The sequence below is a fragment of the Methanosarcina sp. UBA5 genome (assembly GCF_002505485.1).
Classification (GTDB): Archaea; Halobacteriota; Methanosarcinia; order Methanosarcinales; family Methanosarcinaceae; genus Methanosarcina.
In genome coordinates, this window is record NZ_DAVG01000076.1 from 71,984 (window position 1) to 90,722 (window position 18,739).

Below are 18,739 nucleotides of genomic sequence, written 5' to 3' on the forward strand. Positions count from 1 at the left end.
CACGCCGATAGGGTTTGGGGATGAGGTCCTCAAATCCAAACGTTGCCTCGCTTTCGATAAAACCTTTTTTGAAAAAGCTTGCAGGCAAGCTGTTTTTTGAAAAGGCTTGTGGGACTCGGGTAATATCAATATTATATTTTGAACTAATCCCAAAACTTAAAAACTGCTTCACTGAAGCTCGGATTAAAGATAATCTATCGAGCTTATAAGCACGAAAAAAGTTTTGAAACTCTCATTGATATAAGAAAAAAATTGGTTTTGGGATGGGCTAATAGAACCATAAGTGGAAAATGAATAAATTAAATAATGATTCTATCATAAAAAGACTGAACCTAATCTATAATTCTTTTTTAAATCTTAAAACTAATATAGTGCCGGAAACTAAATACTTAAATCGGAGCAGTAGTCTTGTTGATATCAACTCTCTTATATATTTAAGAAAATACAATCTGATACTGTTGTATGAAGTATGGTGGTATATTAAGTTGTATATTAATAAAATATATGCCTAAAATAATTAAATATACATATTAAATAATAAAACTTAAATATTTTGAACACTTCTCTCAATTATGTACTTAAAGATTCTATTACTTTTTTTATTAGTTTTATATTTTACAGGAATTGCAAGTGCGGGTGACGAAGTCCAAATTAATAAAATGATTAAAGACTCGAGCGGTACTGTCCAGCTTAAGGGAAAAACTTACCTTATTGAAAAGCCCATTCAAATGAAGTCCGGTGTAACTCTACAAGGAGTAACAGGGAAAACTACATTTTTTCTTAAAGAAAATTCAAACTGGGATGTATGGGTTCCCCTTATTGACGGTACCAATTTAAAAAATGTGAAGATTAGGTGTATTACTTTCAATATGAACTGCGATAAACAGAAAGTTCCGTATGCAAAAGGCTATCATAATGTAATATTTCTGAAAGGTTGCAGTAATGTGGAAATCGATAGCTGTACTTTTATCAATGGAAGAGGCGACGGAGCACGCTTCAAGTCATGCAAAAAAGTGAAAGTCCATAACAACATAGCAAAACGTCTAGGACATGACAGTTTTTATGCAGTCGATTGCAACGATGTAAATATTTACAGTAATAAGGTTACTACCCGGAAAAATGCAGGAATTCGGGACTGGAACTCGGTCAATGTTCGTATATATGGAAACACTGTAAATGCTCAACTGGATGGAAGGGGCGGCTATGCAGGAATTCAAATTGAGTATTCTAAATACTTTAAAGATCCTAATGTAGAAATTTCAAAGAATGTTCTTACAAAAACCTGGGGCCCCGGAGCTCAACTTATTGCCTATAGTCAAGGATTAAGGATCAATAAAGGAGTGGTTATAAAACAAAATAAGTTCCTTAAATGCGGGCAATCTCATAATATTGTAGATACAGGCGGGATATCTATAAAAGAGTTGGATGGAGCAACTATAATCAATAATGTAGGTGACGGTTGCCGTAATGCTTTCATTTTTGTTTACTCCGGTGGGGACGGTACCCTCATAAAGGGCAATACAATAAAAAACACTAAAGTGCATGTTGCAAAAAAACTGGCAGGTACAGGTACAGGAATAGATAACTGGGCTGGCAGTAATTTGAAAGTATATGGAAATTCGTTTTCGAATAACGTGAATGGAGATACTTATAATGTGGATTAATCGGCCTTAAAAGCGCTTGCATTTGACCCGAAATCCCCCAAAATCCTGACCAGCAAAGGGCAATAGTATATTTCAGGATGTGACTCCTGAAAAAGGCCCTTGAGGCTTTTGATCGCATTCTGGCAACCGAACCCAGGAAACCATCGGACTGGGCCTGCAAAATTCTCAGGTCCAGTTTTTTCCCGGAATAAGGCTCCTATTATGAAGCCTGAAAATGCTGAAACCTGGTGCTGGAAAGACAACGTTTCTTGAGCTTGGCGAAAAGGAAAAAGCCTTAAATGTCTTCAGGATGCTTCTTGAAAGCGATCCCGATCACCTCAACTCTCTTCTTAGCGGAGGGGATTTGCTGTGCAAATTTGCCAAATACGGTGAGGTTTTCAAGTACCATCTACGGGCCCCTGAAACTCAGCCTTGGAAATGAAGCTGCTGAGAAGGGAAAAGAGTTTTGTGGCGCGAAAATTAATGAGTGATTATTGTCCCATCGCGTTCTGGGCATTGCATTTGGAGCATTGCATTCAGTATCGTTCTTATTCTTGAGGTACCAATTTTCCGCTTCCAAAAGAAGAATTGATAACCTGAGTCAATATATAGGCATATAATTTCATGATGCTGAGTGATAAAACTTATTTTCTCTGAGTGATATAATTATATTTTGTCTGAGCTATAAAAGTTATATTTTCCATTCCACACTTCAATTACAGATGCCAGGATAGCTATAACCTAGTAATATAAATATTCGATATTTGAGGAGAAAACATTGATGGATTTTATATCTAATTTATTTGGTACAGATAAAACTCAAAATTTTTTTGAAGCTTGTAAATTAGGGCAGATAGAAAATGTAGAGAAGCTTTTGAAAAGCGATAAAGTAGATATTAACTCGCAGGATGCATATGGTAAAACTGCTTTAATTTATGCGGTGAACAAGGGATACAGGAACATTGTAGAATCGCTTATTAAAGGCGGTGCCGATCTTAATATTCAGGATGAAAACGGGGATACCGCTTTAATTTCTGCGACAAAGATCGAACGTGGGGACATTGTTGAGCTGCTCACCAAAAGCGGTGCCGACCTTAATATTCGGGACGGAAACTGCGAGACTGCTTTGAAATTTGCGGTAAAAGTAGGATACAGGAACATTGTTGAGCTGCTTATTGAAGGCGGCGCCGATCTTAATATTCAGGACAGGAACGGCGAAACGGCTTTGATTTCTGCCGCAAATAGGAGTCATAAGGACATTGTTGAATTGCTCATTAAAGGTGGGGTAGACGTTAACCTTCAAGACAAAAACCTTAACACTGCTTTGAATGCTGCGGCAAAGATTGGACATAAAAATATTGTTGAGTTACTTGTTAACGCCGGCGCTGATCTTGATGTTCAGGACAAAAACGGTAACACGGCTTTGATTTATGCGGCAGATAGAGGGTACAGGGGTATCGTAGATTTGTTTCTTGAAAGTGGTGCCAATCTCAATATCCAAGAAGAAAACGGGCTTACCGCTTTGATGTTGTCGGCACAATCTGGGAATATGGATATTGTTGACTTGCTTATTAAAAGTGGTGCCGACCTTAATATTCAGGACGAAAATAGCAATACTGCTCTGGATATTGCGGCAGAAATGGAGTTTAACGAGATTGTTGATTTGCTTGTTGAAAGTGGTGCGAGTTTCAGGTCCTGATTTCTCCGGGAAGATGAATTTCATGACTTGTTACAGTGAAGAATACAGTAATCAAATTGCACTTTAGAATAAAGCAAATATCAAAAACCCGATGATAGAGGTTAAAAAGCCAGCACACTGTCAAATATGCAGAAAACCAATAACAAGGTTGCAGAGAGCCGATAAAAAGATTGCAGAGATTCAATAGTTAAGAATGAGGGAAACCTTATTTGAGTATGTAATCATTCGCACAAGAAGATAAGGAAAAGTCGTATTTGCATATATTCAGGTCTGCAAGTTTCAGGTCTTTACGGCTTTTTTCAAGCCCAAGGTTTTTGTGGTTTTTTTAATCCATGAAAAATCGGTCTCAACAGCCTGGTCTCTCTAAGTTCTGGATTATAATGAAGAAAATAGGAAAAGCCCTCGTATGATTGATATACCATCGTGACAATCCTTATTGCTATGAATGGCAGTAAACCCGAAAATTCAGCTTCACCTTCTTACTTAACTGACCGTGCGGCCCGCGAAAAGGCCCTTGTCGGGAATCTCACTCCTACCTACGAATCAGTTACTTTTTCAAATCCGGTTCTTGACCAGTTCAGGGGACTTATACCCGATTTCAATAAACGTCTCTCGCCTAAAAGAGATCTGGGACTTTCTTCTTCTGATCACCTCCGCCTGAGTCCGGAAACTATTCCGAGGCTTGTTTCCAGCTCCTGTATCGGAATCAAATCTGCTGGTCTTTTGGAGCCCATATTCGAAAGCCCAAAGATGCCTGCAGGAAAAGGGCTTGAGATCTTGCCTGATCTGCCTGGAAGAATGCTGACCGGATCAAGAATCTGCTCTCTAACGCTTACAGACCTTCCTATGGCTCCCCTTACAAGCAGGCTTTTAACGCTCAGGCAGACAGATGGACTGAACAAAGTCGAGAAGGACAGAAAATAAAGAAAGGGCTGCAAAAATAGAAAAATATATCTTCTCTTTTTATTTTTTACAAAATCGTGTAATTATTTAAAGAAAAAAGTAGTCCTTTTTACACATTTCTTAGAGATTGGTTACCTTTATACAGATGATTATCCCTAAGAGACTTACTGCCATTGCAATAGCAGTTATGAAAATAATCAAAGCGAAACCATCGTTCTCAAGCAGATCATTGTTCTGATACTCCATATTATTGTATACGTGATATCTACTTAAAAACTTTACAATTTTCATCTAATTATACAGAAATATTCTGCACTGGTCTTTAATTTATTCTTGAAGACTGCAAAATTCATTAGGAAATCTTTTCATTCTTTTACTCATATTCGAAGACTCTTTAATTTCTTTATCTTTTTCGGAGGCTTAAATGCCTGCCTTTTTCAGAGCCTTTTGAAATTTCTCGAGTCCAATGTCAAGTTCTTCATTTGTAATAACTAGCGGTGGGGAGAAACGAATTACCGAATCTCCACAGGGGAGAAGCAGAATTCCTTCTTTAAATGCTTCCCTCAGAATTCTATCCCTCCGTATCGGGTCTATTGATTTGTCGGGTTTTACAATCTCGACTCCGATCATCAGGCCGAGGCCGCGTACGTCCCCAATGCAGAGAAAGTTTTCCTGAAGCTCTCTCAGGCATTGCTTCATCTGGGAACCAAGCTCCTTTACTCGATTCTCTATATTTTCCTTTTCCAGATATTCGAGAGACGCGAGAGACGCGGCTGAAGCCAGAAGATTACCTCCAAAGGTGTTTGAATGGACGCCCTGGGGCCAGTCCATAAGCTCGCGGTCTGCAAGCATTGCCCCCATTGGAAGACCTCCTCCAAGGGCTTTTGCAAGGCATGAGATTTCGGCCCTGACCCCAAAATTTTCCATTGCAAGGAAAGGTCCTGTCCTGAAGCAGCCTGCCTGAACTTCGTCCGCTACAAGGAGGACATCGTTATCTGTACAGATCTGCCTTATTTCTCTATGAAATTCAGGAGGGGGGACGATATATCCACCTTCTCCCTGGACTGGTTCCACAAAAACGGCAGCTGTATCCTTTGGGCTCAATTCCCGCCTGAAAATCAGGTTTTCAATCTCTTTTGCACACTCGATCCCGCAGGAAGGATATTCAAGTTTAAAGTGACAGCGGTAACAGTAGGCATAGTGGGAATGAGCTGTACGAAGCGCAGGAAAATGTTCCTTTTGCCTGGCTTTTGAGCAGGTAAGAGAGAGGGAACCCAGAGTCCGTCCGTGAAAGGCATTATAAAATGAAATAAGCCCCTGCCGCTTTGTTTTCCAGAAGGCAAGTTTGATTGCAGCTTCGATGGCTTCAGTCCCGCTGTTGCAGTAAAAGACTTTTGAATATCCTGAAAGTTCTTCTAACTTTTTTGCAAGTTTCACAGGGGGTTCGGCAAAAAAATCCCCGTATCCACAGTGAGTCATTTTTTCAAGCTGGGCTGAGATTGCAGCTTTGACCTCAGGGTTGGAGTAGCCTGCGTTCATAACAGCAATCCCTGCAACCAAGTCAATATACTCTCTTCCGTCTATATCCCTGATTACGGAACCCTTTGCGCTGTCTACAACCAGAGGATAGGGTCGGGCTGTACAGGCCGATGTTATGTTACAATCCTGATCGATAATCTCTTTGGCTTTCGGGCCGACGATATTAAACATCCCTACTTCATGTTCAAAAAAATCAAGATACTGACCAGCCTCCATCGCTTTATATTTTCCCGGCTTCTCTGCTCCCTGCGTTTTTTCAAATTCTTCGGTTTTCTCCTGAGCCAGAATACACTCCTCCCCAATTTCTCTAAGCTCTCAAACTTTACTCCGATGAATTTTATTCCGACGAATCGATCTGGGCTTTTTGTAACCTGCCGCTATAATCTATATATACAGCTTTTACCTCGGAAAACTCCTTGACGGCCTCGGTACCAGCTTCCCGAAAACCATTTCCTGTCCCTTTCACGCCTCCAAAGGGGAGATGGACTTCTGCCCCTATTGTAGGAGCATTAACGTATGTGATTCCGGCTTCGATTTTTTCAATTGCCTTGAAAGCATTTCCTACATTTCCAGTATAGATTGCCGAAGAAAGCCCGTACTTGGTACTATTAGCAAGTTCGATTGCCTCTTCAATGTCTGAAACCGTAAAGATCCCGAGCACTGGCCCGAAAATCTCTTCCTGTGCAATTCGCATATCAGGCCTGACATCCGTAAATATTGTGGGCTCGAAGAAATAGCCGGGAAGCCCGGGATCTACTCGGTTTCCCCCCGCAAGAAGAGTTGCCCCTTCTTCTTTTCCTATTCTCACGTATCTTTCGATTTTTTCAAGCTGGGCTTTGCTGATTACAGGCCCAATGTCCGTCTCAGGCAGAAGCCCGTCACCTATCCTGAGAGCTTTTGCTTTTGCAAGCAGTCTTTTTATGAATTCGTCTTTTATTTTTTCATGCAGAATCAGTCTGCTCGTAGCAGTACAGCGCTGTCCGGTAGTCCCGAAAGCTCCCCATAGCACACCCTCAAGGGCCAGCTGAAGATCGGCGTCATCCATAACAATTACTGGATTTTTGCCTCCAAGTTCCAGAGAAACCCGTTTCATGGTTTTTGAACATTCTTCCATTATCCATTTCCCGGTATCAAGACTGCCTGTAAAGGAGATAGCCTTTATGCGCGGGTTCTGGACGACAGCTTTCCCGACAGTCTCTCCAGGCCCCGTTACTAGGTTTATTACTCCAGGAGGCAAGCCTGCTTCAATAAGCACCTTTACCAGCTTGAGGGCAAGCAGGGGCGTGTCACTTGCAGGCTTGAAAACAACTGCATTTCCAGCTACAAGGGCTGGCATGATCTTCCAGGCGGGAATTGCACTCGGAAAGTTCCAGGGTGTAATTAGACCAACAACCCCTATCGGTCTCAGCACGGTCATACAAAACTTTTCCTTAAGTTCGGAAGTCGTTGTTTCCCCAAGCATCCGTCTTCCTTCTCCCGCGGCATAGTTTGTGATATCAATGGCTTCCTGTACATCTCCTCTTGTCTCAGGTAGCACCTTTCCCATCTCTTTCGTCATAAGAACAGCAAGTTCTTCCTTTCTTTCCTGCAAAATTCGGGCTGCTCTGAAGAGTACCTCAGCTCTTTTAGGAGCCGGAATCTTGCTCCAGAGCCTAAACCCTGCCTCAGCAGCCTCAACCGCACTGTCAATGTCCTCGGCTCCAGCTATCTGTATTGTTGCCAGGTTTTCCAGAGTAGCTGGATTTATATCATCAAAAACCTCGCCGGTTGACGAGTCTTTAAATTCTCCTCCTATAAACAGCTTGTACTCCTGAACCATAAAATCCCCATAAAGGATGAATATACAAGGAAATAAACATATTCCAGAAATTTTTTATTACAGAAGGCCTTTCCTGGCCTGCTGGATAATCCTATTTCTTATTGAGCAGGGAGAGACTAAATAAAGTTATATACCAGACTCTTTAAAAACCTGCAAAGAAAAAAAGATTCGAAAACTGAATTAGCAACAGCTATTGATAAGTATAAATCTTTTGAATCTGGTTGAGACTACTGCAGGGCTCAAAGTTCTTATTTTGTTCTTTTTAGTAGCCTGCACTGCTGCTGGCAGCCTGCCAGATTCTCTTTGACAGCTCAGAGTACTGAACTTTTGGGTCCCCTATTTTCTGAATAAAGGAATTTGCGCCATTCTCGATTGCCTGGTGCATAAGTTCGTCTCTACCCACACCTGTGAACAGAATGAAGGGAGTGTTAATCCTTCTGTCACGGATAGTTTTCAAGAACGTGATACCATCCATTAAAGGCATATCATAATCTGAGACTACCACATCATAGGAGTATTTCTCCATCCTCTGAAGGGCTTCCCTTGCAGAGTTTACAGTATCCGAAGTTATATCATGGAAGACTTCTAAGAAGGTCTTTGATAGCTCTAAAAACAAAGGATCATCATCTACAAGCAGTATTTTCACGGGGATCTTCTCCTGAGGTTATTATCTTGCAACCTTCTTGTGGATCATTACACCACTTATCATCTCCTATGTACCAGAATCTCACCCACAACTACCACTAATACAAATGTCTTAATTAACATAAAAAGTTATCTTTTTTACTTCATAAATGAGAGTTTTTGTCGTTCTGGAGTAAGAATTTTTGTGTTCCAGAAATAAAAAATTATTATTTTATCCCGTCTGGCCTGAAACTTTCTTGAAGGGAACGTGCAGAGATCAGAAGGCTTAAAAAAGCATTTTTTAAGAAGATAATAAATAAAAAACAAAAAAAATCAAAGTTGCGCTGGCGCATCCCACTGCAAACAACGGGGTATGTTCGCGTCACCGCTCCAAATTCCGTTAAAGGAAATACTAATCCTAAACAATTTAGTTTGAGCAGAAGTTAGTAACCGAAAAATGGAGTTGATAGATTATATTATCATCAACGGTTACCGGGGAAGTTTTCCACCCCCGCAGCAAGTTAGCGGGGTATTCGACTGAAATAAAGAATGAAAATAAAGGATAAACAACAGAGAATAAAGGATAAAGGATAAAGGAAAAAGAAGGGAGTTACTCCTGATTGATGAAGCTATCCAGTTCTTTTTTCAACATCTGGCTAAGGATTTTTCCATCAACCGTGCCCCTGTATTCTTTCATGACAATACCCATGAGGGGGCCAAGAGCTGACGGACCTTTTTCCTTGATAAAGTCTCCTCTTTCCCTGACGATTTTCTTGATGAAGTTTTCAACTTCTTCGGGGTCAAAAGCACTGAACCCAAGCTTTGAGATCGCTTCTGGCGCGCTTAGTTCAGGCTCTTTTGCAAGAGCGGCCAAAAGATCCTGGATAGCTTCTTTTGCTATTTCCTGGTTTGAAATAGCTGCAAAAAGCCCTTTGAAATGCTCATCCGCAAGGTTTTCTGTCTCGACCCCGTTTCTCCGGATTTCCGGAACGATCCCGACAAGAGTTCTGGCAATGAGGGTTGAGTTTACGTTTGCATCTTTTCTGTATGTCTCAATCAGGTCTTCAAAGAGAGGAAGATGCTTTGAATAAGCTACTTTTTCGGCAAGCTCTTCATTCAGGCCGTTTTCAGAGACAAAACGTTTCGCCCGTTCAGTAAGGAGTTCGGGAATCTCAATTGAATCGAAATATTCCTGCGAGATTTCGATTTGAGGCACATCGGTTTCAGGGTACATCCTTGCAGCACCAGGAAGAGGACGCATATAAGCGGTATTTCCATCGAGAAGGGCTTTTCTGGTCTCTTCAGGAATTCCTTCTATGGCTTCTTTTGCTCTTTCAATAACCGCTTCGATTGCGAGCCTGGCTTTTTCGGGCTCGTCCGCAACCATTATTACGGCATCCCCTGCGGATGCACCTATCGCGTTTCTGACAGTCTTGACTTCTTTTTCAGTTATCCCGTAGTTGGGAAGTTCATCGGTGTGGAAAATCCCTCCAACGCCCGCAGTCTTTGCCCTGTCTGAAAATTCGGTCCCGAGCCTTCTTCCTGGCTGCACTTCTTTGCCTACAAGTCCATCAAATTTCCTGAGAAGAGCTGCAAGGACTGCACCTTTTTTTACGCCTTTTTGCAAGACTTTAGATTTAGTGTCTACAAAAAGCCCTGTTACGTCGTAGATTTCCTCGCAGACGAAGGCTTTTCTTTCCATAAGCTCCTGCCTGATAAAAAGAAGATTTAACTGCCTTTCAACTTCCCTGCGGACAATATCTTCTATCAGGTCAAGCGCCTGCACGCCTTTTATTTCGACTCTTGCGCCTTCGGCAATTGAGATGTTTACATCCTGCCTGATTGTGCCAAGCCCTCTCTTTACTTTGCCTGTAGACCTGAGGAACATTCCTATCTGCTCGGCAATCTCTCTTGCCTGGCGAGGAGTTCTGATATCCGGTGCAGTCGCGATCTCCACAAGCGGAATTCCCAGCCTGTCCAGGGAATATATGATCGAGTCTCCAATCTCTTCTACTTTCTGGGCGGCTTCTTCTTCCACGCAGAGGCTGTCAATTCCACATCGTCCATCAGAGGTTTCGATATACCCGTCACTTGCAAGAAAAGCAGTCCTCTGAAATCCGCTTGTGTTAGACCCGTCGACCACAATCTTCCTCATAACATGCATCTGGTCGACAGGCTTCATGTTGAAGAGTTTTGCAACCCCCAGGGAAATAGCCAAGGCTTCCTTATTGAGTTCTCTTGGAGGCTCTTCGTCATTTTCTATAAGGCAAGTCGTATCGTAAGCCTTATAGATATACTTCCTCCTGATCTTGGTCTGCTCCACCGCAGCCCTGTCTTTTTCTCCCATCTCACTTTCCGTAGCTCTGAGATACCTGAAAAACTTGAAGTCCGAGTCCTTGACATCTCTTATCAGAGTTGGACACCTGCAGAACAGCTTCTCCTTCGAATCCAGCTGCTGGTGAATTTCAAGCCCGGCTTTCAGCCCAAGTTCACTGTAATCGTATTTTTCCATATTTTCACCCGAATCTAAGCAGGAAGCGCCTTAATTTTCTTTAATTTACCTTAATTTCCTTAAAGTTTCCTTGAATTCTTTATAATTTTCCTAAATTCTTTTTAATTTTCCTTAAGCTCTTTTAAATTTTTATTTAAGTCCAGTCTTTCAAATCTAGCTCTTTTTGAGCTCCCTTCAGTTTTAAGTCCTTCGGCTCGTTACTTCCTCTCTTCTTTTTAAACACTTTTGCGCTCGATTCCTCTCTTAGCTTTATTAGGTGCTGTACTGGCAATTATCAATTATCATTGAGTAATTGTTGAATAATTATTGAGTAGGAAACTGAATGTAAAAGGTATTATAAAATGTATAAAGGTATTTCTGTATATAAGAGTGAAGCAATTCAATTGACTCGCTAATTAATAAAATCAGTAAAGAAGTGCAGGCTGCTTTCAGGCAGAGAACCTCTTTTCGAAAATTATTTTAAGCGTTGTTCTGCACAGAGGAAATCTCCTCTCGGGTTATGATGGTACTTCTGGAGTGTAATTATAGAAATTTCCGGTGATCCATCTGTCTAGAGTACGATCAACTATAGTCCTTGAAGTAAGTATTTGCACTTACTTTATAACCATGGAAGATCAGAAAGCATGGAATAATTGTGCCCTATTTACTTTATTCTGTATTTTCCGTGGTTAACCTTTCACTTGAGATTGGTGAAAAAATTTTGGTCCTTGATTATAAAAATATCCATTTACAAGACGAGACTAAGATTTACCCTCGACATTATGCCATTTAGGTCGCACTCTATAGAACTTCCATTCTAATTTCCTGAAAACGCACACCTTTATATAATCTCTAACTTACCTTCTGCCATGAGCAATGGTACTATAAGAGCAAATATTAAAGAAGGAATGAATGTCGGAATCGTCTTAAAAGCAGACCAGAAAACCGGAAAAATTACTCGAGGCGTCGTAAAGAGAATTTTAACCAATTCTTCAACTCACCCGCACGGAATAAAAGTGCAGTTAACGGATGGCCAGGTTGGAAGAGTCAAGGAAATCTATTAAAAGTTGCAGGATAAGTTATTTTTCGAAAACTGGCACGCTGACCGCTGGCAAAAAGGAGCCGCCACCAATCGCATATCTATTAACTTTATGTTGAGCCTGAATTCAAAAATTTCACTTATGACCGGATAACAGTATTACAAAATCTAAAGCTCCGTTCCTGAAGCCGAAAGCATCCGAGAACCCTATCAACCGTATATCAATCGCCAGTTCACTCAAGGAAATATGAAAAAAGCGCCTGGGAATAAAATATGCTAAAGGCTATTGCTTCAAATATATTTTTGATTGTCAGTACAAGGCTTGGCAGAGAGATCGAGAAAATATTTACGCAGCACCGGGAGCAGAAGCAGGTCATTGTGACTGAAGAAATTCTGCAAAAACTTCCGAATCCGGTAAAAAGATATCTTAAGTATACTGGGGTGGTTGGCAAGCCGATAGTACAAACGATAAGGCTCAAGCAGGTAGGAAAAATCCGGAAAGATGCTACACAACCATGGATGAATTTTGAGGCAAAACAATATTACTCCATAGACCAGCCGGGTTTCATTTGGATTGCGTATATGAAAATCTTGGGTTTGCCGTTGATGCGAGTGAGAGATTATTACATGGAGGGCAGGGGCAATATTTTGGTGAAGGCACTTTCATTATTCACAGTTGCGGATTCCGGAGGCGAGAAAATGGATCAGGGAGCAATGATGCGCTACCTTAATGAGATGATGTGGTTTCCGTCGGCTTATCTCGGAAAAAACATTTCTTTCGAGTCCATTGATACCAGCTCGGCGAGAGTGACGTTGAGGAATATGGGGAAAAGTGTAACGGCAACGATGTATTTTGATGACGAAGGAAGATTGACAAATTTCATGGCTCCGCGTTACCGGGATATAGGCAACGGTAGGTTTGAACTGGAAAACTGGTCCACTCCGATTCGAGAATATGGCGAGTTTGAGGGATTGAGACTTCCTATAAAAGGGGCAGCTGTCTGGAATTTAAGAGAAGGCGATATGGAGTATATTGATGCAACAGTAACCGATTTAAAGTATGATCCGGAAGGGCCGTATTGAGATAATAGAAGCAAATGAGGAAGCAAACGGCGCCTTCCAGCTGCCACCCGGACTGTAAGTCTGTTTTCAACGTTTCAGTCCTGCAGCTTAATTCTCCTGGATTACTCTTCAGGTTAATTGTCCGAGATTATCTTTTAGCTCTCAAGATTTAAATTTCTTTTTTAATTTTTTTCAAAAGAGACGAATATATAAAGAGAAAATGTACTCACTTCTTATTTTGACTCTGAGCCTATCTCAATCCCAGTCAGCTTATTAAGGGTTTGTTATGGAATTTAGAGGCCGTAAATTAATATTGGAGTCTATTGGAAAAGATTTACCGATTCATTTATTTTTTCAGTAATTTTTACATATATAACCGATGATATCAGGAGAGCTAATAATTGAATACTTTATTTTGCACCCCTTTGCCCTTTTTTAATTAATATTCAAGCTTCTAGATATTATTTTTAAATTTTGAATTTCCTTCATATTTTATAAAGGGAAATAAAGTATCATCAAGTTTTAAAGCTCGGTTCAGAGTAATGCATAAGATTATTGGAAAAAGTATACTTATATTTTAATTTTACAATATAAGAATATAGTCCCAGCTTGCCTCCCTAAAAAATGTTAAGCCAAAAGTAGGGAAGCGATAAAATGGGAATTTTAAGATTTTTAGAATTTGAAGGAATAAAGATATTAAAAAAGAAAAAAAGATCTTAAAAACAAAAAGGAAAAAAATCTTAAAAAATAAGAAGGGAAATTCAAAAAACGGGTAGAAACATTAAGAAATAAAATGAACTTTAGGGAAGTTCAAACGAAAACTGCGGCTTCTGTTGATTTTATACAAACGTTGCTACCTCCGATTCCTTCCGGAGCCAATGCAGCAGGAGTCATAAATGAATCCCGTACAGGCAACTTGTCCTGCAGTCCTGGATATGTTTCGCATCCCTGACATGTTTCATGGACAACAGTTGCACGGCAGCAGAAACTATGTTTGCCATATTTCTCTGTAAGGGCTCAAACCTGGAGGTTAGACCATAGGTCAACTGTGGGAATGAAAAACCGAAATGTAACGGTTGTAAGACGGTGTCGGATACCGTGTCAATGAGGGCTAGATCCTTACACAGAAGAATATTTCAGGGAGCTCGTGAGGGCGGTTTCAGGAGCTCCCTGAAATATCTTTCTTATTTTTAAGTCACTGTTCAGGAGACTCGAAAATCCCGACCACAGTGATCAGAGCTGTCCCGAGCCCTGCCCAGATTGCGTATGCAATGCTGACATCCATCCTTTTATGGCCAGAGTAAAAAAGAAAAAACTGATTACGTAAAAAAGAAAAATCAAAATTGAAGGAATTAATCTTGAAAACCCCTGCGATAGTTTCATGCATGTAGTACCGCAGACCTCAAATAGAATTGCCAGTAAAAACAGGTAATAATAATTCATCCATTTGTTATCTCTTGTCTTTTGTTATTTCTTTGTCAAAACTAATTTATAATTTTAAATCCTTTTTTACAGGTTTATATTTCTCTCATATTGCTGAAACACGGTTACTATGGCAAACCATTATACTTACTTTTTTCAATCAAAGCAGTGATTTAAGGCTCAGAATATTTTATTTCGTTTGCAGGTTTTTATTGTTAGGATTCCGGACTCTTCGCAGATATGTTTATATATGATAAGAGCTTGGGACATATTGGCAGTAAAAATAAAGAGTCATATAATCTGTTATTAAAAACTTCACTTTTGTTTTTAATAAAAGAATGTATAGATCTTATTTTTATAGCAACCTAGACTGTATCCGTTATAAGCGGAGGTGAAACAAAATGAGTTTTAATGACAGAGGGAACTCTTTCAGGGGAAGAGACAGCAACCGGGGAAACAGAGACAACAATCGCGGAGGTTTCAGAGGTGGCAACAGCGGCCCCAGAGAAATGTACCCCGCAGTTTGTTCTGACTGTGGTGTAGAGACACAGGTTCCATTCAAGCCAGCTGAAGGAAGACCGGTTTACTGCAGAGACTGCCTACCAAACCACAGGAAGTTCTAAATCCAGAAATTCCAGAATTTTCGATTTTTAATTATATCACTGGAAACCTTCCTGTAACAGGGGTTTCCAAACTCCTTTTATTATTATGTATAATTGATCACACCAAAGTATTTTCTCTTTGAGGAAGCCGCTTCTATTTCTTCCGGTAGTTATTGGATAAATCTTATATAACATGGAAATGGTTATATCTTTAGTAAAAATAATGAGACATATAATCTGTTATTAAAAACTCCATTTTTGTTTTTAAATAATAAGTTATATCCGATCATGTTTTTATCGAATACAGGTACCCGCTATAAGCGGAGGTGAAACGAAAATGGGTTTTAATGACAGAGGAAATTCTTACCGTGGAGGCAACCGGGGAAGCAGTGGCGGCCGTGGAGGTTTCAGAGGCGGCAACAGCGGCCCCAGGGAAATGCACAAGGTTGTCTGTTCGGACTGCGGTGTTGAGACCGAAGTTCCGTTCAAACCAACAGAAGGACGACCGGTTTATTGCAGGGATTGCCTACCTAACCACAGGAAGTTCTAAACTAAAACTTCATAAGAATGAGTTAAGTAAAGTGTTGATTTTAGAAAATCCCAACACTTGTTCCATTTTTAGTTGGTGTTTTTACCTTATGGCTGGTGAAGGACATCAGAATCCTGAATTTTATGAACTTTCAAGATTTAATTGTTAAATTTGGTCTGAATACTGTTGCAGGTACTTTTATAGTTTATTATTGATAGTTTATTGTTGCAGGTACTTTTATAGTTTATTATTGTATAGTTTATTGTTGCAGGTACTTTTGTAGTTTATTGTTGTATAGTTTATTGTTATATAAAAGTGCCCTGAAAGAGTAAGCAAACTCTCAGTATAGACTAAAGAGTAACACTAAAAAGTAATTGAAGGATCTTTAAGGGCCTTTGAAATAAGAAAGTTTCCTGAGGTTCAGGGTTTTTTAGAGATTTTAAGAGTTTCTTTAATCCCTATTCATTTATGAACCTTAACGTCAAAGTACATAAAGCATCCGTAGATACGGAAACTTTGAAAAATATGACGTAATAAAAGCAGATTGTATAAGCTAATAATGATAATAATAAGAGGAATTAACCTGGCGAACTATAGAAGCAATATAAGAAAGAGAAAGGCAGGAACTGGAAGCTCCGTGCCCGCTACTCAGGAAGTAACAAGGGTACGCACACCGCGTAGGGAAAATCACGAAGTTCTAGCAACAGTATCAAGTTTACTTGGTTCAAAAAGAGTTACATTGCAGTGTATGGATGGTATAGTCCGAATGGGCCGGATTCCCGGGTCCAAAAACAAGAAAATGTGGATCCATGAGGGGGACGTAGTAATCGTCGCTCCGTGGGAAATTCAGGATTCTAAAGCCGATGTGATCTGGAAGTATACAAGGCCCCAAGTTGAGTGGCTTGAGAGAAAAGGGTACCTCAAATAAGTACCGAAATAATATCGTAAAATTTAATAAAACCAGCTTGCCCTGATTATACTCCGGTTTTAACCAGTTTTCGGTTAAACCTCTTCCCCTCTTACATACTCCCTCTTCAACTTATCTTTAATCTCTTCAACTTATCTTTAACCTCTTCAACTCATCTTTATCCCTTTTAACTTACCTTTAGCCTTTTTAACTTGTTTTTAATCTTTTCAATGACTTTTAATTTTCTTACCAATTTCCTTCAGTCCCGCTAACTTAGCATTTAACCTCTTAATTATTCTCATCTGGCTATGGAGTTTAACTTGCAATTATAGTCTCTGCCAGTAAGTCTCTGCCAGTAAGAAACTATCTGGAAAGAGTTTTTAAAGATTAGGCTAACAGAGGCAACTCTAAAGCAGCAAGAACTTTCGGCGGGATTTTGATTTTTATGAGTAAAACTTATATAATTTGACTGTATATTAAGAGCATTAAAAATAAAGAGATGTATAATCTGTTATTAAAAACTAGTTTCTGTTTTTAATCAAAGAGTAATATACAGCCTTATTTTTAAACTATGGACTATCCGCTGTAAGCGGAGGTGAAAAGAAAATGGCTTTTAATGACAGAGGAAATTCCTTCAGGGGAAGAGATAGCAACCGTGGAGGTTTCGGAGGTCCCAGGGAAATGCACACCGCGATTTGTTCTGACTGCGGTGCTGAAACTGAAGTACCTTTCAAGCCTGACCCTGACAGACCAGTCTACTGCAGAGAGTGTCTTCCTAACCACAGGAAACCCAGAGAAAACAGGTACTAATACCAGGTTCACTCAAAAAATTCTATTTTACAAATTATGTCCGTTTCGTTTAGCTTGAACAAGCCAAACGAACTTCCTTCTTTTATAGTGTCATACTAAATAATATTCTTTTATTGAACGATTATAGTATTCTTTTTAATTGATTTATGGATTTGAGCTTCTTTTGTAACCCTTTAAATCAAGCCGACAAATTCTCACGTAGATTGATGTTTATTTCAAGTATATTGATATCAATTCTATGTATATTGATGTCTATTTTTCGAAAAAAAATCAATTTTTTAATTCATTTTAAATTTTTGGACTTTTCTGGGTCATTTGTTCACAGGAAGATTTATATAAATAAATAACTACGTTTACCGTGGCGGCAACCTAGACAGTACCGTAGAGGTTTCAGGGGCAGCAGCAATGGCCCCAGAGAAATGCACAAGGTTATCTGTTTTTACTGCGGGGTTGAGATCTAAGTTCCATTAAAACCGACCGAAGGAAGACCGGTTTGCTGTAAATTTCATTCTCTTTGTTTTTTGCCTTTTATTTAGAGGGATTTCTTGGGACCCAAATAAATGGAACCAAAAAACAATAATTTAACCAAGGAATTTAACCAAGTCTCTGCAAAAATATTAAATGTTTAATATGGTAAAGATCTTTAAAGACATCCGGAAAGACGGAAAAACAAGCCGAACTGAGAATAAAATCAGGGAGAGCCTATTCAAAATCAAAGTTGTTGAAATAAAAACCATCATTTGAGGAATTAATTTGGCTAATTACAGAAGCATTATCAGAAAGAGAAACGTGGGATCACATAAATCGGCTGTAGGAAATACTCCTGAAGTAACAAGGGTACGTACTCCTCGAAAGGACAGAAACGAAGTCCTGGCAACAGTATCAAGTTTACTTGGTTCAAAAAGAGTCACATTGCAGTGTATGGACGGTGTGGTTCGAATGGGACGAATCCCCGGATCCAAAAACAAGAGAATGTGGATTCGTGAAGGCGATATAGTCATAGCGAACCCCTGGGAAATTCAGGATTCCAAAGCCGACGTTACCTGGAAATATACCAGGCCCCAGATTGAATGGCTTGAAAGAAAAGGTTACCTTAACTGAGGATGCCTGAAATACTTTATTCGCTTTGTAGATAACTTTAATTTGCGATTCAATTAACCTGTGGTTAACTATGATTTTGGAAAATTAGGTTTAAAACTAGGATATGGAACCACAAGCTCAAAAACTGCTTAAAATTTATAAAATTAAAGACCTGAAATTCAAATTGAAAAGCTCTGAGACGGTATAACTGAAATTTCTTATTTAATAGTCTCACAGTCAACTTGTAATTAGTCAACTATTAATGTAGGAAAAACGTCTCATGTTAACTTTACCGATTTCGCTGTCCTGAATTTAATTACTTAATTCAATAACTTTTAACCTCATTCTAACTCTTTATCTCATTTTAACGCTGTTCTCCTCATCTGTCGGTCATAACAAGTGTCTATCGGAACTTCAATCTACCTGAGGGAATCTTCCTCTACCCGGTTCAGAATACTAAGTTCAGAGTAATAAGTCAGCCTCAGAGAAATTTTTATAAAATTTTCAGGCTTTCGCTCAGGTTCTTCTTCAGGCTTTTTATCTCTCCGTGGTCTTTCAGATGTCTCAATT

Annotated in this window: 16 protein-coding genes and 2 pseudogenes; 12 read left to right on the forward strand and 6 right to left on the reverse strand. The window is 39.6% G+C overall.

What is annotated here, in order from left to right; translation table 11 throughout:
* The first annotated feature begins 659 nt into the window (after positions 1-659).
* From BP621_RS07590 to BP621_RS07605, 4 genes and pseudogenes are all read left to right on the forward strand, one after another.
* Positions 660-1,664, forward strand: a complete 1,005-nt coding sequence (locus BP621_RS07590; protein WP_292388900.1) for a right-handed parallel beta-helix repeat-containing protein — start codon at positions 660-662, stop codon at positions 1,662-1,664.
* A gap of 214 nt (positions 1,665-1,878) precedes the next feature.
* On the forward strand, positions 1,879-2,085 hold the full coding sequence (locus tag BP621_RS07595; RefSeq protein WP_292388901.1) for a hypothetical protein: 207 nt from the start codon (positions 1,879-1,881) through the stop codon (positions 2,083-2,085).
* Positions 2,086-2,394: 309 nt separating this feature from the next.
* A pseudogene (locus tag BP621_RS07600) lies at positions 2,395-3,342 on the forward strand (ankyrin repeat domain-containing protein); the annotation flags it as partial.
* Between the two features lie 423 nt (positions 3,343-3,765).
* Positions 3,766-4,266 (forward strand): hypothetical protein, encoded by a 501-nt coding sequence (locus BP621_RS07605; RefSeq protein ID WP_292388902.1) that lies wholly within the window; start codon positions 3,766-3,768, stop codon positions 4,264-4,266.
* A 99-nt stretch (positions 4,267-4,365) separates the two neighbouring features.
* Here the strand turns inward: BP621_RS07605 and BP621_RS07610 are convergent, their stop codons facing one another.
* The 5 genes from BP621_RS07610 to gatE all read right to left on the reverse strand — a co-directional run bounded on the left by BP621_RS07610 (position 4,366) and on the right by gatE (position 10,739).
* Complete coding sequence (locus BP621_RS07610; RefSeq protein ID WP_292388904.1) at positions 4,366-4,491, reverse strand: hypothetical protein; 126 nt, start codon at positions 4,489-4,491, stop codon at positions 4,366-4,368.
* Positions 4,492-4,665: 174 nt separating this feature from the next.
* Positions 4,666-6,000: an aminotransferase class III-fold pyridoxal phosphate-dependent enzyme gene (locus tag BP621_RS07615; RefSeq protein WP_292388906.1), complete on the reverse strand. Its 1,335-nt coding sequence runs from the start codon at positions 5,998-6,000 to the stop codon at positions 4,666-4,668.
* A gap of 121 nt (positions 6,001-6,121) precedes the next feature.
* Positions 6,122-7,603: an aldehyde dehydrogenase family protein gene (locus tag BP621_RS07620; protein ID WP_292388908.1), complete on the reverse strand. Its 1,482-nt coding sequence runs from the start codon at positions 7,601-7,603 to the stop codon at positions 6,122-6,124.
* A gap of 262 nt (positions 7,604-7,865) precedes the next feature.
* Entirely contained in the window at positions 7,866-8,249 is a 384-nt protein-coding gene (locus tag BP621_RS07625; RefSeq protein ID WP_292388910.1) for a response regulator, read from the reverse strand.
* 588 nt (positions 8,250-8,837) lie between these two features.
* The gene (gene gatE, locus BP621_RS07630) at positions 8,838-10,739 is read right to left on the reverse strand and encodes a Glu-tRNA(Gln) amidotransferase subunit GatE (RefSeq protein ID WP_292388912.1); all 1,902 of its coding nucleotides are present in this window, start codon (positions 10,737-10,739) and stop codon (positions 8,838-8,840) included.
* An 848-nt stretch (positions 10,740-11,587) separates the two neighbouring features.
* On the opposite strand from gatE, the gene BP621_RS07635 reads away from it, so the two are divergent.
* The 3 genes from BP621_RS07635 to BP621_RS07645 all read left to right on the forward strand — a co-directional run bounded on the left by BP621_RS07635 (position 11,588) and on the right by BP621_RS07645 (position 13,771).
* Positions 11,588-11,782, forward strand: a complete 195-nt coding sequence (locus BP621_RS07635; protein ID WP_292388914.1) for a YwbE family protein — start codon at positions 11,588-11,590, stop codon at positions 11,780-11,782.
* A gap of 248 nt (positions 11,783-12,030) precedes the next feature.
* A complete protein-coding gene (locus BP621_RS07640; RefSeq protein ID WP_292388916.1) occupies positions 12,031-12,840 on the forward strand; it encodes a DUF6544 family protein in 810 nt (269 codons plus the stop codon).
* Positions 12,841-13,612: 772 nt separating this feature from the next.
* Positions 13,613-13,771, forward strand: coding sequence for a hypothetical protein (locus BP621_RS07645; RefSeq protein WP_292388917.1), 159 nt, complete (start codon positions 13,613-13,615; stop codon positions 13,769-13,771).
* Positions 13,772-14,014: 243 nt separating this feature from the next.
* On the opposite strand, the pseudogene BP621_RS17195 reads toward BP621_RS07645, so the two are convergent.
* Positions 14,015-14,262: pseudogene (locus BP621_RS17195) on the reverse strand (DMT family transporter).
* Positions 14,263-14,642: 380 nt separating this feature from the next.
* Here BP621_RS17195 and BP621_RS07655 point away from each other — a divergent pair.
* The 5 genes from BP621_RS07655 to eif1A (BP621_RS07675) all read left to right on the forward strand — a co-directional run bounded on the left by BP621_RS07655 (position 14,643) and on the right by eif1A (BP621_RS07675) (position 18,190).
* Positions 14,643-14,864, forward strand: coding sequence for a CxxC-x17-CxxC domain-containing protein (locus BP621_RS07655; protein ID WP_292388918.1), 222 nt, complete (start codon positions 14,643-14,645; stop codon positions 14,862-14,864).
* Positions 14,865-15,180: 316 nt separating this feature from the next.
* Positions 15,181-15,393, forward strand: a complete 213-nt coding sequence (locus BP621_RS07660) for a CxxC-x17-CxxC domain-containing protein (protein ID WP_292388920.1) — start codon at positions 15,181-15,183, stop codon at positions 15,391-15,393.
* A gap of 538 nt (positions 15,394-15,931) precedes the next feature.
* Positions 15,932-16,300 (forward strand): translation initiation factor eIF-1A, encoded by a 369-nt coding sequence (eif1A, locus tag BP621_RS07665; RefSeq protein ID WP_292388922.1) that lies wholly within the window; start codon positions 15,932-15,934, stop codon positions 16,298-16,300.
* Between the two features lie 585 nt (positions 16,301-16,885).
* Positions 16,886-17,089, forward strand: a complete 204-nt coding sequence (locus BP621_RS07670; protein WP_292388923.1) for a CxxC-x17-CxxC domain-containing protein — start codon at positions 16,886-16,888, stop codon at positions 17,087-17,089.
* A gap of 771 nt (positions 17,090-17,860) precedes the next feature.
* Positions 17,861-18,190, forward strand: a complete 330-nt coding sequence (gene eif1A, locus BP621_RS07675) for a translation initiation factor eIF-1A (RefSeq protein ID WP_394339288.1) — start codon at positions 17,861-17,863, stop codon at positions 18,188-18,190.
* Positions 18,191-18,739: the final 549 nt, after the last annotated feature.

Bases quoted from the DNA above. Each gene is read 5' to 3' on its own strand.
- BP621_RS07590 (WP_292388900.1), top strand. From the start codon at position 660: ATGATTAAAGACTCGAGCGGTACTGTCCAGCTTAAGGGAAAAACTTAC.
- BP621_RS07595 (WP_292388901.1), top strand. From the start codon at position 1,879: ATGCTGAAACCTGGTGCTGGAAAGACAACGTTTCTTGAGCTTGGCGAA.
- BP621_RS07610 (WP_292388904.1), bottom strand. From the start codon at position 4,491: ATGGAGTATCAGAACAATGATCTGCTTGAGAACGATGGTTTCGCTTTG.
- BP621_RS07615 (WP_292388906.1), bottom strand. From the start codon at position 6,000: ATGGAGGCTGGTCAGTATCTTGATTTTTTTGAACATGAAGTAGGGATG.
- BP621_RS07620 (WP_292388908.1), bottom strand. From the start codon at position 7,603: ATGGTTCAGGAGTACAAGCTGTTTATAGGAGGAGAATTTAAAGACTCG.
- gatE (WP_292388912.1), bottom strand. From the start codon at position 10,739: ATGGAAAAATACGATTACAGTGAACTTGGGCTGAAAGCCGGGCTTGAA.
- BP621_RS07635 (WP_292388914.1), top strand. From the start codon at position 11,588: ATGAGCAATGGTACTATAAGAGCAAATATTAAAGAAGGAATGAATGTC.
- BP621_RS07640 (WP_292388916.1), top strand. From the start codon at position 12,031: ATGCTAAAGGCTATTGCTTCAAATATATTTTTGATTGTCAGTACAAGG.
- BP621_RS07645 (WP_292388917.1), top strand. From the start codon at position 13,613: ATGAACTTTAGGGAAGTTCAAACGAAAACTGCGGCTTCTGTTGATTTT.
- BP621_RS07655 (WP_292388918.1), top strand. From the start codon at position 14,643: ATGAGTTTTAATGACAGAGGGAACTCTTTCAGGGGAAGAGACAGCAAC.
- BP621_RS07660 (WP_292388920.1), top strand. From the start codon at position 15,181: ATGGGTTTTAATGACAGAGGAAATTCTTACCGTGGAGGCAACCGGGGA.
- eif1A (WP_292388922.1), top strand. From the start codon at position 15,932: ATGATAATAATAAGAGGAATTAACCTGGCGAACTATAGAAGCAATATA.
- BP621_RS07670 (WP_292388923.1), top strand. From the start codon at position 16,886: ATGGCTTTTAATGACAGAGGAAATTCCTTCAGGGGAAGAGATAGCAAC.